Below are 15,674 nucleotides of genomic sequence, written 5' to 3' on the forward strand. Positions count from 1 at the left end.
GCAAATACCTGGTCACCGTGCCGTCCGACTTCCGTCTCGTCCACCCCGGGACCGCGCGAAAGCGCACTCCTCCCCATCCGCCACTGGCAAGGAGCCCATTTCCCTCCGCGTCCCTCCTCACCCCTTCCGCGGGCGTGGATCAGACCCCACGGCTCGCTACGATCCATCGACCCGTAAGCGGTCCCACCCAAGCTCCAGGCCCTGATCGACGCGGTCACCACCGGACACGGCAGGCCGGTTGGAGAATCACCGGCGGGGGGATGTGTCCTCGTCCGACGAAGACGATGCATCAAGAATGGTTTCGACCTCGGGCGTGGACCGCCTTGCCCTGCCCGACCGGACGCGCTTCTCATGCTGGGCACCACCGACACTCGCCTGCGGGTAGTCGTTGAGAAACTCCGTTGCTTCGTGATACGGGTTGGCCTGCCGCCGGAGCGCGCTACGGATGTGCTTGATCGCTCCCGGCTCGCGAACCGCCTCGGCGTTGGCGATTCCCATCAGCATCGCCGCTGCCCGGCACTGTTCGTCGCTCAGACCTTCGATATCCTCCTCGCTCAGTTCCCGCCCCTTCAGCGCGTCGACGAGAAGGTGGAATTGCTCGGCGTCGAGTGTGGGGATCAGGCCGGTGAACTGATTCTCTTCCTCACGGACGTAGCGGTCGTCGCCCTGGGTACCCGGATACTGCTTCTTGTTGGAGCTGATGTACGGAGCCCCGCCGCGTCCGGGGCGCTCGTTGTACGGACCGAACGAGGTTTCGTGCGTGGTGAAGCTCTCTGCCTGCTGGGCACCGCCGCGTCCAGTGTCGCGCTTGGCCCAACGTTCCCGGCGAGCGTTGGCTTTCTCACGATCCTCGTCGGTGACCCTCTGCACATACGCGGCGGCGGCAGCGTTCCCCGCCATACGCTGCACGGCCCGGACAGACGCCTGCGTGACTTGACGGTTCCCCAGGAAGCGCGCCGCATTGGCGCTCTGAGTCACTGAGGTTCGAGGTGGCAGAGCCTTTCCTTCCCGCTCGCCAGTCTCTTTTTTCCGGTCGAAGCCCATGACGCTGCCGCTCCCTGTAGTGGGGTCGGGAGCCGGGCGTAGCACCCCGGCCCCGAACCGTTCCGCCAGTATCTTCGACGGTAGGCGTACCGGAGGCGTCCGTACATGTCCACGAGGGCAGTCCTCCGTCTCACACGGGCACACCTGTTTCAGTGAGAGATCCGCAGTACCCCAGATTGCCCTTCACTGGATCACCGGCGTCGGCGCCAGCCCAATGACCAGCTAATTCAGGTTGAACAACGCTCAGTCGCAATCGGTAAGCAGCTCTGTGCCCGCCATCACTGGTGTGGTTATGTGCTGCCATGGAGGACGCTGAGACGGTTCCCGCCGTTGACACCAGGTATCGGCTGGAACGACGCCTGGGGGGCGGGGGCCAGGGGGAGGCTTGGCTGGCGTACGACGTGCGCCTGCGCCGCCGGGTAGTACTGAAATAGTTCAAGGTTCCTGAGGGAGTATCAGCCGAGGAGCGAGAGGTTCTCCTAGCGCGGGCCGAGCGTCAGGCCCGCGCGGCCGGAAAGCTCAATCATCCGGGCATCGTCACCGTGCACGATCAGTTCTCCGACAGCAGCGGCCTGCCCTGGATGGTGATGACGAGGCTCTGACGGGCTGGAGTCTGTTTCACGTCGCCAGGTGCGCAGAGGGCTCCGGTGATCTCCCACATGCAGGCGAGCACTATGCGCGCGCCTTGGAGATCGGCTCCCGAATCCACGACAAGTGGATGGCCCGGGAAGCCGCGGAGGGACTCGTGCGCATCGCCGATCCCAACTGACCAGCGTCAACTTTTCATGACGGCCCGTCGGTTCTACTGCATCCGCTCATCGTCCATGGTCACGAAACGTGCGAGGCCGTATGGATTGTCAGACCGCGCGGATAATCTGTCGGGGTGTACGACATGACGGACCCGGTAGCCGCTCGTCAGGCGGCGAAAGCCGCTGAACAAGAGCGCCTGAAACGTGCGCGTGAACGCCGGGAGAGCCAGGGCTCCTCTGGCGTGAGCGGTTTCGTTCAGCGCAAGTGGCGTTGGCTCGGCGTCGGGGGCGGCGAGGCGGTCGAAGCCGTGCTGGCCATGCTCACGGAGACAGCGGCCGCCACCGGTATACCCGAGGCGGAGCGGGCCGTCCTCGCGCAGGCCCTCGAAGGCGATCCGGACCGTGAGACCCTGCTGCCCGCGGTGCGTGCGGGGCTGAGCCTCCTGCCGCCGGAGTCGGTCCTCGGGCATCTGCGGAGCCTCTGGGCCACCGGTGTGCGATGGCTCAACGAGCCAGGCCTGGAGCGGTGCAGGGTGTTGTGTTCGACGGCGCCCAGCCTGGACCTGGTCAGCAAGCGTTCGCACGCGGTCTCGGGCGGCCCCGCCTTCAGCCTCTTCGCGACCGCGGCCACACGCGGCGCGATACCCGTGCCGAACCGCTATCTCGACGAACTCCTCGCATGGGCGCCCCTGTCCGTCATCGACGATCTGATCGACCACGGCGGCCTCATGCCCGAGGACGCGCCCTGGACGAGACGGGGCGCGGAGGAAGGCCTCTATCTGCGTGCGCGGCTCACCCCCGCCACCATCACCGGCGAGCAGGCCGAACGCCTCGCATGGCAGGCGTATCTGCGCCGGCAGTCCTTCCTCATCGGTGACACCCTCGTCCGACAGGAACCGGACGATGTGTGGGACCTTCTGTACGACGTCGTCATGGACGGCGACGTGACGGCCTTGAACGCACTCGACGCGGCCCTGCCCCGGCCCCAGCAGATCGAGCTGCGTGACCTCAGGTCGGGTGCGCTGTCCGGGCAGTGGCAACCGAGCATGACCGAGGACCGGGGACTCTGGCTGCTGATGGCCGCCCTGTGGCGCCCAAGCAACCTGGTCGACGCCGGACGGAGTCCGTTCTACGCCCTCGTCGCCCTGAACCGCGCCTACGACCTCGTGAAGGCCGGTGACCTGGATGCGGCGGCCCAGCAAGCTCACTCCCTCACCAGGGGCAGCGTGAGCAACCGCAAGGTTCCGGCCGACCTGGTACAGGAGGCCCACGCCATCGCGGCGTACGCGGCGGTGGGCCAGAGCGAGCGGCTCGATTCACCGACGGTACGGGACAGGCTGCTCGACTCCGCCGAGGAGCACGCCGAGAAGGCCGCCGCGCAAGGAGGCGCCGTCGCCGAACGCAACCTCCGGCTCCTTCGCGCCTGGAGAGGGACGAGAAGGAACGACCGCGGCCCGTTCAGTGATCCCTTCCTCGACATCGGCCTGGATCACGGGGCTGACGGATGGGAGGAGCGCTGCCGGGAGATATTCCGGCAACACGAGGGCGACGCCAGGGCCCAGTCGGAGCTGAACATGGCCGAGGAACGCATCCGTGGCGCGCTGCGCGGCGAGGCGGGCTGGGACGTCTTCTACCAGCTGCCGCTCGACTGGTCACGGTACGTCATGCCCTCTCAGGTTCCGAAGCATCTGGTGCCCCCGGCGGAGCCCCTGTCCCGCCGGACCTCCGTAACGAGTGGCAGCGAGTTGGAGGCCATCCGTGCCCGTGCCGCCGTGGAACTCCTCAACGACTTCCGGACGACCGCGCCGCGCCTCGACCGCCACAGCTCCGTACGATGACCGCTTCGGCGCCGTCGTCCTGACCCACCGTCCGAGCCGAACGAAGCAGAGCAGCCCTGATGCCTCCCAAGAAGAAGATTCCCAAGAGGGAGCGACCACACCGCCCATGCCCCGCGTGCGGCCAGACGCAACCCGGGGCGCAGAGCGCGCCGCCACCCCACAAACCCGGAGGCCTGAAGCGCCGCAAGGAACGGCACACGGATGCCCCGGTCAAGCCTGCGGAGACCAGCGTCAGCGAAGCTCCGCCTCGTCCTGAACCGATCGACGCGATGACGGTCATCAAAGGAGTGGCGGCCCGCGTACCGGAGGCACTGGAGGCTGCCGGGGCCGACGACGTGCCCCCGGCCGGCGCGCTCACCGCTGCGGTACGCAGAGCGGTCCTGGACGAGTTCCGTACACGCGCCCAGTTCGCCGGACGTCTCGCCGAGATCGACGCGCTCCTCTGGTCCCGGGCGGGAGACAGCCGCGAGACCGTCGACGGCGCGATGACGGCGCACTTGCGGGAACTGCGGCTGCTCCGGGTGACGGAGCCCGAGGAGAACGACCGGTTCGTGGTGACCGAGGGCGAGGGAGACGCCTTCGAGCTGCTGAGTCCGGCATACGTGGACGAGTTGACAGGGAAGGTCATTCTCGCGGGGCAGCTCCGGCGCATCGCCGGGTCCGCGGGCGTGAAGGCGGGGGAGGAAGCATGACGGCAGCCGGAATCGACTTCGGGACCACCAACTCGGTCGCGGCCCAGTGGAACGGCGAGTACGTCGAGATCCTGGAGATCGGTGGCCAGGGCCTGGATGCGAACTGGAGGCGCGAGGGGTTCGAGCTGCTCTACCCGTCGGTCGTCGGTACGAGTTCCCTGCGGCCGGGCACCCTGTTCGGCTGGGAGGCGAAACTCCGCTCCGAGCAGGCCGTCGAGGCGTGCAAGCGGATGCTGCGCGAGGAGCCTTTCGTCAAGCTGGGCGGTGAACGGTTCGCCGCGACAACCGCCGCCGCCGGCGTCTTCCACGCCATCGCGGGCGCCGCTGAGGAGGAAGCCGCCACCGAGATCCGCGAGGCCGTCATCACTGTGCCCGCCAACGCGACCGGGGCAGCCCGCTTCCGGACCCGTGAGGCCGCGCGTGCCGCGGGCCTCACCGTCCGCACCCTGCTGAACGAGCCGACGGCGGCCGCGATCGCGTACGCGCACGAGATGGAGGTCGACGGCGAGTTCCTGGTCTTCGACTGGGGCGGCGGCACAATGGATGCCACCCTCCTCCTCCACGACGACGGGTTCTTCGACGAGAAGGCGAGCCGGGGCGTCAACCGCCTCGGCGGCCTGGAGATCGACGCGCGGCTGCGCCGTATGGTCCTCGACCGGGCCCCCGCGCGCGGGCGGTGGAGCGATTCCGAGAAACGGATGTTCGCCCTGGAGATCGAGCGGGCCAAGATCCTCCTCTCCCATCAGGAATCGGTCCGCGTCCAGACGCCCGACGACGCCACCGTCGAGATCGGGCAGGACGAGTTCTCCGAGGCCATCCAGGACCTCATCAACCGGGCCCTCGACCCAGTGGAGGAATGCCTGGAGCAGGCTCGGATCGACCCGCAGGACCTCACCGCGGTGCTGATGATCGGCGGCAGCAGCCAGATCCCGGCGGTACGCGCCGCGGTCTCCGAAGCACTCGACTGCGAACTCGTGGACACCTCCCTGTGCGACCCGATGACCGCGGTGGCCGAGGGGGCGGCCATCAGCGCCGCCGCCATGGACGGCGAGTTGAAGAGCATCATCCGGGTGGTCAACACGCACGCCCTGGGCACGACCACCACGGACCGTGAGGGCAGGCGGAAGTTCAGCGCCCTGATCGACCGGAACCAGCGACTTCCGCAGCAGCGCGTGAAGTCGTACGAGCCGAACAAGGACAACGTCTCCCAACTGACCGTCGAGGTCTGGGAGGGAGACCCGGACCGCGAGGTCGACCACCCGGACAACGTCAAGCTGACCGACCTGGTCCTTACTTACCCCGAGCGGTGCAAGGCCGAGGACGGTGTCTTCGACCTGGAGTACACCTACAGCAAGGAGGGTCTGCTGACAGTCAGGGCGACCCTGCAAAAGACGGGCGAGGTCGTCCTCGACGGCGAGGTGAAGGTGTTCGGGGACGGGAACGTGCTGCCGGAGGTGAAGAAGGAGCTCGACCGGCTGCTCGCCCTCGCCCCGGCCGCCCGGCCCGCGACCACGCCGACCCATCCCCAAAAGGCGAAGGCAGACAGCCGGGGCAACGGTGCGCCCAAGCCCGCTCCTCCTCGTTCCGCGACCCCGACGGCCGGCGCGGCCGTGGCCGCGCCGGCGCTCGTCATCGACGGTTCCAACCTCGCGTGGAACGGGCGGCCTCCACGGACGGCAGGCGGCAAGCCGAGCTTCGCGGCGCTACAAGCCGCCGTACGGTCGCTGCGGTTCAAGCACCCCGACAGTGACATCCACGTCGTCGTCGACGCCACCCTCCGACACGACGTGTCCGCCGAGGAACGGCCTCTCGTGGAGAAGGCCATCGCCGACAACACCGTCGTGCAGCCCCCCGCCGGAACCGAGGGCCGGGGCGACGCACTGGTGATCAGCATCGCCCACGAAGTCGGCGGGGTGATCGTCTCCAACGACAACTTCGCACCGTTCCAGAGGGCGAATCCGTGGCTGCGGGACGCAGGGAGGGTCATGGGGGCCACCCACTCGCAGGGGGTGTGGGTCTTCAACCGACGTGTACCCAATCCGGCGGCGCCTGCCCAGCGAAGGTGAGCCGCTCGCATACGTGAACCCGCTCGGGCTGACAAGGACAGAAGCCACGCCCTGGTGCCTTCAGACACAGCCGTCGTCCCGAGCAGCAGGACAGTGAGGGGAGGCCACCGGTGAAGCGCGCGGGTTGGTCTGTCGTCGCAGTGGTCGCCTGGCTTCTCGCCACCGGCTGCTCGGCTCAACCGAGCACCGGTCAGGCGGAGAGTGACGTCTGTCCACCCGTCGCGTCAGACGTCTCCGCCACTCCCACTCGCGCGTCCGGGCACGCACGCCACGTCGAGTTGAGCGACTTGTGGTGCTCGGATGCGGACTCCGGCTTGACTGCTGTGGACATCACGGTGAAGAACACCGGCCGGGGCGAAGCCAACTACTACGTCACCGTCGAGTTCATCGACTCCGAGCAGCACTCGCTCACCACTGAGCACACGTACTTCGGCCGTGTAGGCGCCTCGGCGACCATGTCGAGGACGGCCTACGCCGTAGTACGGCCGGCCGACGGCCGCGGGCTGGGCGTCCGCCTCGTCGAAGTGAAGCGCGAGGTCGTTCCGACGAACGCCCCGGCAAGTGCCCTGGACAAGGCGGTGAATGTTTTTGTGGAACAGGGCCTCGTACCCGCCGGCACTCCGTACGGGGACTGCCCGGACACCGCTCCCCAGGCCTATTGGATCGGCGACCGAGGAAACTGCTGGGCGGCCGTCCGTACCCTGCCACCTCTGCCCGCCACGCCAACACCGGCGCAACCCACCCGCCCGGCTCCCACACCCACTCCGGTGTTCCCCGGAACCGTGTGCGCCGACGGTTCTGTCTCCAGGTCCAGTGGCCGCGGCACCTGTTCCCACCATGGCGGAATCGGGCGCTGAGTCCGGCCGGGGACTGCCATGACAGCACGGCTCCTTCGAGCCGAACGCAGGGCGCCGACCGTAGTCGATCAGCTACTGTACGGACACGTTCGATTCATGGGCGGTATGTACGTATGCGGAGGGGCACATCTTGGTCGGCAGCGCTCCCGTGCCGGAGCCGGAACAGTCGTCACCGGACCCCGCGTCCGCCGTGTCCTCCACACCGCGGAACGACGAACCGCTCGTCGAGCTGACCGACACCGGACTCAGCGCCGGCATCGAAGCGGAGGACCTCGGCCCGAGCCACCGGGCGCCGTTCGACCCGGAACTGATCGACGTCTATCCGCGCGCGACGACCATCGATCTGATGCTTCAGCGGCTCAAGCGCGGGCTCATCGATCTGCAACCCGACTTCCAACGGCGCTCCGGCATCTGGAACGAGACGGCCCAGAGCAGGCTGATCGAGTCCCTTCTCCTGCGCATCGCGCTGCCCACGATCTATGTGGCGGAGGAGGCCGACGACTCCTGGACCGTTGTGGACGGGGTGCAACGGCTCACGACTATCGTCCGGTTCGTCAAGCCTGAGGCGGCCGGGCTGGAACCGTTGGTGCTGAGCAACCTGGAGTACCTCGACTACAACGGCAAGACGTTCGAGGACCTGCCGGGGCGGATGCAGACCCGCGTCCTGGAGACCGAGCTGTCCTTGCTGCTCATCCGGAAGGGCACGCCCGAAGAGGCCCGGTTCAACATCTTCACGCGGATCAACACCGGAGGGCTGCCCCTCAGCCAGCAGGAGCTGCGGCACGCGCTCATTCCGGGACCAGCACGGGATCTGCTGGCCAGGCTCGCGGAAAGCCTGTTTTTCCTGTACGCGACGACACGCAGCGTGTCCCCCAGCCGCATGGCAGAGCGCGAACTGTGCCTGCGATTCCTGGCGTTCTGGATGACGCCACCGGAGCGGTACGTCACCCAGGACTTCGACGGCTTCCTGCGTGAGGCCATGCGCCATATCAACACTCTCACGCCGTCGGAGCTGCTCGACCTGGAGAGACGCTTTTACCGCGCCATGCTCGCCAGCGCCCGCGTTTTCGGGGAGCACGCGTTTCGTAAACAGTTCGCCGGATCGGCACGCCGCTACCCCATCAACAAGGCTCTATTCGAAGTACAGGCTGTCACCTTGGCCCAGTGCACCCCGGAAGAGACCAAGATCCTTTGCCAACGGGCGAGCCTCGTCGAGGAGAAATTCAAGAAGCTTACGGACGACCCGGCCTTCTTCGACGCAATCTCCTCCGGAACGGGCGACGCCGACAAGGTCAATTACCGCTTCCAGTCCATGAAAGAGCTGTTCCGCGAGGTGTTGGAGTCCACGGATGCTTGAGTCGCTCACTCTCACCAACTTCAAGGCGTTCGCCCACCAGGAACTCCGTCTGGCCCCCTTCACTCTGCTGACCGGGCTCAACTCCTCCGGCAAGAGTTCCGTGCTCCAGTCCCTCGCGCTGCTGCGGCAGTCGTACGAGTCCGGTGACCTTGCCCCGGTCGGTGGCGGCGAGGCCGGGCTGCTGCTCAACGAGGAGCTGGTGCAGCTCGGCATCGGACAGGACGTACGGCACGAGTCGTACGACGAGACCGGTCCACACATCACGCTCGCGGTGCGCGGCGACGGAGCTGCCGTCCGATGGAGTGCCGTCTACGAGCGGGAGGCCGACCATCTGAAGCTGCTGCCGGACCAGGACGGGGGCATGGTCGGCCGGGAGCCCGCCGGTCTACTGCCGACCCTGTTCGGGCCGGGCTTCCAGTACCTGAAGGCCGACCGCGTCTCGCCCCAGGTCAGCTACCCGCGCTCGCACCACGCAGTTTCCACACGCGGCTTCCTCGGCGCGCACGGCGAGCACACCGTGAACTACCTACGCGCTCACCAGGACGACCCCGTCGAAGCGTCAGCGCTCGTCGTACCCGACGCGGCGTCCATCACGCTGCTCGGTCAGACGGAGGCCTGGATGCAGAAGCTCTGCCCCGGTGTGAGTCTGGAGGCGGCCGGCATCGACGGCACCGACACGGTCCGGCTCAGCTACCGCTTCGGATCGGGTGTCTCCCAGTCCAACCGGTACCGCCCCACCAACGTCGGGTTCGGACTCACGTACGTCCTGCCGATCGTCGTCGCCTGCCTGTCGGCCAAGCCGGGAACGCTGATCCTGCTGGAGAACCCTGAGGCGCATCTGCACCCGCAGGGCCAGACCTGGATGGCGTACCTGGCGAGCGCGGCTGCTGCCAGTGGGGCGCAGGTGGTGATGGAGACGCACAGCGACCACGTGCTGAACGGGCTGCGGCTCCGCGTCAAGCAGGGGCTGCTGAGCGCTGACGCGACCGCCGTGCACTACTTCCGCCGCAAGGATCAGACCTCGGAGGTCGTCAGCCCGGTGATCGGGCCGGACGGACGGCTCTCCGAATGGCCCGAGGGCTTCTTCGACGAGTGGGAGAACTCCCTCGACCAGTTGCTCGACTGAGCAGGCACACGGAGTCAACGACGTGCCCCGGGGGGTCGGGGCCAACGGCGCGGAACAAGAATGGGGTGGGGCGTGCCGCTGCTTGTGTTTCTCAACGAACAGTCCTGTGCGACGAAGTGCGGGCCCGACGAAGTCGCCGCGGGCATGCGCACCTTCGTGGACGTGCTCCGGGAGTTACGGCGCTGGCGTGACATCAGCCTCGCCACGCAGAGCCCGCTCGACCAGGCGGAACTCGCCCACGGCTACTACTACGCGCAGTGGCGCAACGACGCCCGCAACAGAGACGAACACCGCTTCATCCAGCGGATGCGCGACCGCTGCACGACCTTCACGGCCGCCCTCCACGGCGCTGCGGCATCCGGCAGGGACGACATCTCGCACCGGCACAACGGTGTCGACGTACAGGGGCTCGGCGCGGCCCTGATGGCGGACGGCCTCGCCGTGAGCCTGCCGCTCGCCCCGGACTGGGACACGGCCTGGCTGGAACTTCGTATCGAGGAACTGTCGGAGGACCCCGAAACCGGGGATACCGTCGTCGACGAATATCCGGAGACGATTCGGCATGCCTCTCAGAAGGCGCACCTCGGTGAACACGAGGAGTGGGGGCGTCTGGAAGGACTGGACCGCGTCTCCAGCGGGGCTGAACTCTGGGCGGGGCACGAGGACTTCTTCCCCAACCTTCAGTTCCTCGACCGAGTGCGGGAAGATCTGGAGAACCTCGACCCGAAGTGGTTCAAAGGCGCGCGCCGGTTGCTGCGCCAGCTCCAGGCGAGCGCGGCAGCATGGGACCCGGTCACCTCCCCCACAGGGCCACACTGGGAAGCCCCGAACATCAGGCCGGAGCACGAGAACGCACGCAGGAACCGGTTCTGGGAGGACAAGGACGGCGAGAGCCGTTGCTTCGAACTCCACGGGAACCTCAACCGCAACGCCGGCCGCATCTACTTCCGCCTCGTTCACGACGAGAAAGCCATCCGCATCGCCCACATCGGGCGCCACCTCTGAAGCAGACACCCACGGCCCACTTCCACCAGCAAAGGCGCAGGTGACATGACTGATTCCGCCGCCGGTCCCGCAGAGACGCAGTCCCGCGCCCGCTACCTCCTGGACGGACGGCGGGTGACCCTCTCCGACCTGCTCAGCGCCGGACTTCTCGCGGAGGGCGAACACCTGACGTTCGTACGGCCCCGGATGGGCGAGACGCACGAGGCCACGGTCACGGCCCGAGGATGGATCCGGCTGGCGGACGGGGAGGAGTTCCGTTCACCGTCCAAGGCGGCCATGGTCGCCGTCGGGTACGGGACGTTCGACGGGTGGGAGGCGTGGCAGGTGGACGACGGCAGGTTCCTGATGCAGTTGCGCCAGGAGCTGCTGGACCGGGCCGCCGAGGAAGCCGACCCCACAGAGCCGGAGGAGCAGCGACAGACGTCGCTGTCGCCCAGCGAGCGGCACGCCCGGCTGAAGAAGGCCCGTGAGTCGGCCGAGGCAGGAAGGCCGTTCACCCTCTCCGTGCAGGAGCTACTGGGGTGGTGGGGTGCGACAGGTCGAGGACTTGTCAACGAGCAGATCGAGGCCGAGCTCGCCAACCACAGCCTCGTCACCTCGCCCGAATTCGACAAAGTTCCCCTGACCACCACGGTCCAGTTGGTCAAGGCCGCGGAAGAAGACACTGAGGACGTTCCCCTCGCCGGGGACCCGGCGACCACCACAGTTCCGGCCAGTACATCCGAAGAACAGGAATCACGCGAGACCGGGCTGACCGTCGGCACCCTGCCGTCCGCCCTCGGCGGCGTCGTCAGCGTCAAGCCGACGGCCACCTTCGAGGAGGTCATCACGCTGATGGTGCTCCACGACTTCTCCCAGCTGCCCGTCCTCGCCGGTCCGCACAACCTGCGGGGATCGGTCTCGTGGAAGTCCATAGCCCGCGCCCGGCACGCCGATCCCGGCGCCCACCTCTCCCAGGCCATCGTGGACGCGCGGGACGTCCGCTACGACCACGACCTGATCGACGTCCTCCCCACTCTGGCCGAGCACGACTTCGTCCTCGTCAGGGACCAACGGAACGCCATCGCCGGCATCGTCACCGCCGCCGACGTGGCCCGGGCCTACGGTGATCTGGCCGGACACTTCCTCCTGATCGGGGAGATGGACCGCAGGCTGCGGCAAGTCATCGCGGGGGCCTTCACCCTGCCCGAGGTCACGAAGCTCTGCGACCCGGAGGGCGAACGCATCACCTCCTTCGGTGACATGACCGTCGGCGACTACCAACGCGTACTTGAGAACCCCGGGCTGTGGGAGCAACTCGGATGGCCGCTCGACCGCAAGGTGTTCATCGCACGGCTTGAGGAGATCCGCAGGATCCGCAACAACGTCATGCACTTCAACAGCAGCGATCCCCTGCCGAAGGGTGACGTGGACAAGATCCGCAACCTCAACAAGTTGCTGAGGGAGTACGGGGAGTAGGTCCACAGACTCGCCACCACACATCCCCGCGTACACGGAACACACCGTCGCCTACGGCGCCTCGCTGTGTGCGCGTCGGACCTGGGCACGTCAGGGCCCGCCCGGCAGCGTAGACGCCATGAACAGCGAGCACTCCCCCACGCCCACGGCCGCAACGCGTAGTGCGACCGAAGTAGGCACCACGACCGACGAGTTCACGATGCGCTTCAGCTCCACGCCGCGCGGTGCCCGCCTCGCCCGCCGTCTGGTCTCGGACCGGCTCGACGTGTGGGGCCACCCGTACACGTCCACAGTCAACGAGACGCTGACGCTCATCACCGCCGAGCTGGCCGCGAACGCCGTCACACACGGCCGCGTATCAGGCCGGGACTTCGAGGTCCGGCTGACCGCCAACGCCGGAACCCTGCGCGTCGAGGTATCCGACACCCGGGCCGAACGGCTCCTCCCGCCTTGTCCCCACGAACCGCCTGACGACGTGGAGTCGGGCAGGGGTCTGATGCTGGTTGCGGCTCTCGCCGACGACTGGGGTGCCACGCCGCGCGCGGACGCTCCTGGGAAGACGGTATGGGCAGGGCTGACTCTGCCATGAGGCGGCACCCGGCGTGAGCAACGAGGCGACAAGTGGGGCCTGGAAGGGACGCTGCCCCCCTCACAAAGGGCCGAGGTATTCGGCAATCAACCGGCCGCATTCAGTCAGCGGTGGAACCGCCTCTGGGCTCAAGGAGATGCCCACGACAAACAGTGCAGCGCCCAGCGCAGTATGGAAGAAGCAACTCACCACAACTGTGCCGTCGTCTTTTTGCCAGGCATACGCCAGCCTAGCGAAGAGAATGAGGAGGGAGGTGAAACCGACAGCCAGGAGTACAGCAGTCACCGGGAAGAGGATGCTCCACACCACTGACACACCGGGGTTCCGGGAGTACACCAACCGAATGGCAGCACCGACCATCGGCATCGGCAGACCGGCACCGACGAAGAACATGCGCCCCAGATTGCACCGGACTCGCCCGGGTCTGACCGTTGGTGCAATGCGTTGCGGTCCGCTGGGAGCCGCCGGTGGTACCGGACGCCGGGTCGACGCCGCCGTTGTGACACCAGCCAACGCAGATTCGTTCGACACAGCCTTGCCGAAGCGCTGGTCTTGCGGTGATTCCGACACAACCTCACCGCTGACGACCCGGTCACCGCCCGAGGGTTCCTCGTCCCTTCCGAGATCACTCGCCAGCGAACTCAACTCAGACCGGATCAAGCTCAGTTCATGGTCTGCTGATGCCAGGATGTCCTCAAAGGCACGCTCATCGTCCGGCCGCTCCCACGGTTGTGTCGGTTGTCGCCTCGCTGCTTCCGCTTCGTAGCGGGTCCTGGCCATGAGGGCTTCTAGGCGCTCACGCTCTCGCTCGGCCTCTCTTTTCTTTTCTTGCGCCCTTATCACGCGCGACTCCGCGTCGCGCAGCTTCTCTTGCACCTCTCGAAGTGCTTCACGGCGGCCCTCGGCGCGCGCACGTCGTGCCTCCTCCGCCAGCTCGGCGCATTTCTTGCGGAAATGCTCCACTGCCAACGCCAGCGCCTCGATGACGAGCTGAGTGTGTCGCTGAGCACCCTCGGGGGTGACGCGCGCACCGATCTCTCTGGAGCCGTTCAGACCTGTCGCCGTACCGACGTGCAGGTTCAGGTGGGTCACGGTCTGATCGCCGACTGCCTGATATACGCCACCGTTGTCGGACGCCATTCCGGACAGGTGGATCTCACCGGCCAAAGGTTCAGGTGACTTGTCCATACGTCGTTATCGGTAGTTGTTCACGGTCTGATCACGTACGGACTGATAGATCTGCCCGTCCCCCTCGGCGCGGGCCTCGAGGTGCACTCCTCCGCTGATCGCCTGCCCGCTCGGGCCGACGGTCAGGTCCTCCAACAAGGAAGACAGCTCGGCTGCGGCTTCCGGGTGCTGGGCCAGCAGAGCTCCAAGTCGGAGCTGCCATTCACTCTCCACGCTGTCTGGTTGCCCTCCAGCGAGGAGAACATCTCGTGACCTGGACAGAAGCCCATCGATCTCGTCTGCAGCCTCTGGCCGAAAACGCCTCCAGAGCGTTGTCACCCCGCGCCTGGTCTGCCCCCATGCGTCGGTCACCAGCAGGGTGACGACAGTTGTACCTGCGGTTCCGGCAAGCGCTAGCAGGTTCTGGTCCACGAGATCCCCCTCGACGAAGTGGATGAAGTCCGGTTCTCCTGCCCCGGCCTGGACTCGGCGTAGGACGGAACGGAATGCAGAAGCGTATCTCAACTGCCTTGGCCAGCAAGGAGGATGCGATCTCGATGCGCCGGTGAGAGCGTCCGGTGCCGCTGCCCCTCTGCAGACCGACCGGTCGCTGAGCTAATCGACCACGGATCAGCCAGTCTGCTCATGCATGGAGTTCGCCACGAACGTCATGTGTTGAACATTTCCCACACGGTTCCACGTCGCGTGATTGCCCGTACTGCTCGTGCCCCGAGCGCGGTCGCGCAGCCACCTCTCGCCAGGGCCCGCATCCGGGCCCCGGAAGTCCGTGAGCCGCGTGAGGCATCGGGCAGCCTCGCGGTTGGCGTCGTCGTACTGCCTGCCGTGCGGGACCTTGGACAGGTGGTAGGAGCGGGCGGTGGTGTAGCGGAGGATGCCCCACGGCGGGCCTCCGCCGCGCGCTGGCGGGGTCTGGGTGACGTACGTGGCCGGGTGGATTGCGTAGTCGCCGTAGTGGAGCCGGGGGAGGTACGGGCGTTCGCCGTGCTGGATCTCGTGCCAGGTCTCCCAGTCCGTGCGTGGGGCCTCGTGCGGGACGCCTTCCCGGAAGTCCTCCGGCGGCTCGGGGAAGCCGCCCGCCACCACGGTCACGGTGCGCCACGAGGTGAGCGGGATCAGGGAGTCCAGGGCGCGCAGCGCCTCCTTGGCGGCTTCGGGGCGGTCGGGCAGGACACTGCAGAGGTCGAGGAAGAGGGCGGCCGGATGGCTCACGGGAAGCCGGTCCAGCAACTCGCGGACGTCCGAGGCCGTGCCGTCGTTCCACTCGCCGGGGAGACGCACCCGTACACCGAGTACGTCCTCGCGTCGCCGTGCCACGGCGAGGGCGAGTGACTGCTGCGCGGCGGGACGCCCGGGTCCGGTGACCGGCCGCAGGTTGCGGTGGTCCCACCAGTCGGGGGTGAGGGCGTCTGCCAGCACCGCGGCTTCGGTGTCGTCGGCGAACGGCGCGTCCAGCCACGCGGATCCGTGGCGCTGTGCGGCGGTGACATCGTCGACGTCCTTGCCGATCCGTTCGGCCAGCGGCTTCGGCGGCATGCCGGGGCGGGGAGGCAGCGTCCACAGCGGGGCGACCCGGCGCTGTAGGTCCGGCGTCAGCTCACGGTAGGCGGCCGTGGCGTGCGGCCGGGTCGGCAGGACGGGAACGTACAGCGGTACGGACATGGCGTCCCCCTCGGCGCTGCCCGTGCACGGTGTTTTCCTTCAGGGT

13 protein-coding genes are annotated in these 15,674 nt (G+C 67.4%); 9 read left to right on the forward strand and 4 right to left on the reverse strand.

What is annotated here, in order from left to right; genetic code table 11:
* Positions 1-246: 246 nt before the first annotated feature.
* A complete protein-coding gene (locus PUR53_RS46185) occupies positions 247-1,044 on the reverse strand; it encodes a hypothetical protein (protein WP_329912459.1) in 798 nt (265 codons plus the stop codon).
* A 991-nt stretch (positions 1,045-2,035) separates the two neighbouring features.
* On the opposite strand from PUR53_RS46185, the gene PUR53_RS46190 reads away from it, so the two are divergent.
* The 9 genes from PUR53_RS46190 (at position 2,036) to PUR53_RS46230 (ending at position 12,781) form a co-directional block, all read left to right on the forward strand.
* The gene (locus PUR53_RS46190; protein ID WP_329912460.1) at positions 2,036-3,631 is read left to right on the forward strand and encodes a hypothetical protein; all 1,596 of its coding nucleotides are present in this window, start codon (positions 2,036-2,038) and stop codon (positions 3,629-3,631) included.
* A gap of 269 nt (positions 3,632-3,900) precedes the next feature.
* Complete coding sequence (locus tag PUR53_RS46195; protein WP_329912461.1) at positions 3,901-4,323, forward strand: hypothetical protein; 423 nt, start codon at positions 3,901-3,903, stop codon at positions 4,321-4,323.
* Entirely contained in the window at positions 4,320-6,389 is a 2,070-nt protein-coding gene (locus PUR53_RS46200; RefSeq protein ID WP_329912462.1) for an Hsp70 family protein, read from the forward strand. Before PUR53_RS46195 ends, PUR53_RS46200 begins: the two co-directional genes overlap by 4 nt.
* A 314-nt stretch (positions 6,390-6,703) precedes the next feature.
* Positions 6,704-7,246 (forward strand): hypothetical protein, encoded by a 543-nt coding sequence (locus PUR53_RS46205; protein ID WP_329912463.1) that lies wholly within the window; start codon positions 6,704-6,706, stop codon positions 7,244-7,246.
* A gap of 130 nt (positions 7,247-7,376) precedes the next feature.
* Entirely contained in the window at positions 7,377-8,603 is a 1,227-nt protein-coding gene (locus PUR53_RS46210; protein WP_329912464.1) for a DUF262 domain-containing protein, read from the forward strand.
* Complete coding sequence (locus tag PUR53_RS46215) at positions 8,596-9,729, forward strand: AAA family ATPase (protein ID WP_329912465.1); 1,134 nt, start codon at positions 8,596-8,598, stop codon at positions 9,727-9,729. The genes PUR53_RS46210 and PUR53_RS46215 overlap by 8 nt, the downstream gene beginning before the upstream one ends.
* Before the next feature lie 72 nt (positions 9,730-9,801).
* Positions 9,802-10,734: a hypothetical protein gene (locus tag PUR53_RS46220; protein WP_329912466.1), complete on the forward strand. Its 933-nt coding sequence runs from the start codon at positions 9,802-9,804 to the stop codon at positions 10,732-10,734.
* Between the two features lie 45 nt (positions 10,735-10,779).
* Positions 10,780-12,192: a CBS domain-containing protein gene (locus tag PUR53_RS46225; protein WP_329912467.1), complete on the forward strand. Its 1,413-nt coding sequence runs from the start codon at positions 10,780-10,782 to the stop codon at positions 12,190-12,192.
* Positions 12,193-12,310: 118 nt separating this feature from the next.
* Positions 12,311-12,781 carry an ATP-binding protein gene (locus PUR53_RS46230; RefSeq protein ID WP_329912468.1) on the forward strand — a complete coding sequence of 157 codons (471 nt, stop codon included), beginning with the start codon at positions 12,311-12,313 and terminating at the stop codon, positions 12,779-12,781.
* Between the two features lie 60 nt (positions 12,782-12,841).
* On the opposite strand, the gene PUR53_RS46235 is transcribed toward PUR53_RS46230, so the two are convergent.
* The 3 genes from PUR53_RS46235 to PUR53_RS46245 all read right to left on the reverse strand — a co-directional run bounded on the left by PUR53_RS46235 (position 12,842) and on the right by PUR53_RS46245 (position 15,628).
* On the reverse strand, positions 12,842-13,969 hold the full coding sequence (locus PUR53_RS46235; RefSeq protein ID WP_329912469.1) for a hypothetical protein: 1,128 nt from the start codon (positions 13,967-13,969) through the stop codon (positions 12,842-12,844).
* A 6-nt stretch (positions 13,970-13,975) separates the two neighbouring features.
* On the reverse strand, positions 13,976-14,182 hold the full coding sequence (locus PUR53_RS46240; protein WP_329912470.1) for a hypothetical protein: 207 nt from the start codon (positions 14,180-14,182) through the stop codon (positions 13,976-13,978).
* Between the two features lie 396 nt (positions 14,183-14,578).
* A complete protein-coding gene (locus PUR53_RS46245; RefSeq protein ID WP_329912471.1) occupies positions 14,579-15,628 on the reverse strand; it encodes a beta family protein in 1,050 nt (349 codons plus the stop codon).
* Between the last annotated feature and the right edge of the window lie 46 nt (positions 15,629-15,674).

The organism is Streptomyces sp. SP18BB07 (assembly GCF_036322545.1).
Taxonomy (GTDB): domain Bacteria; phylum Actinomycetota; class Actinomycetes; order Streptomycetales; family Streptomycetaceae; genus Streptomyces; species Streptomyces deccanensis.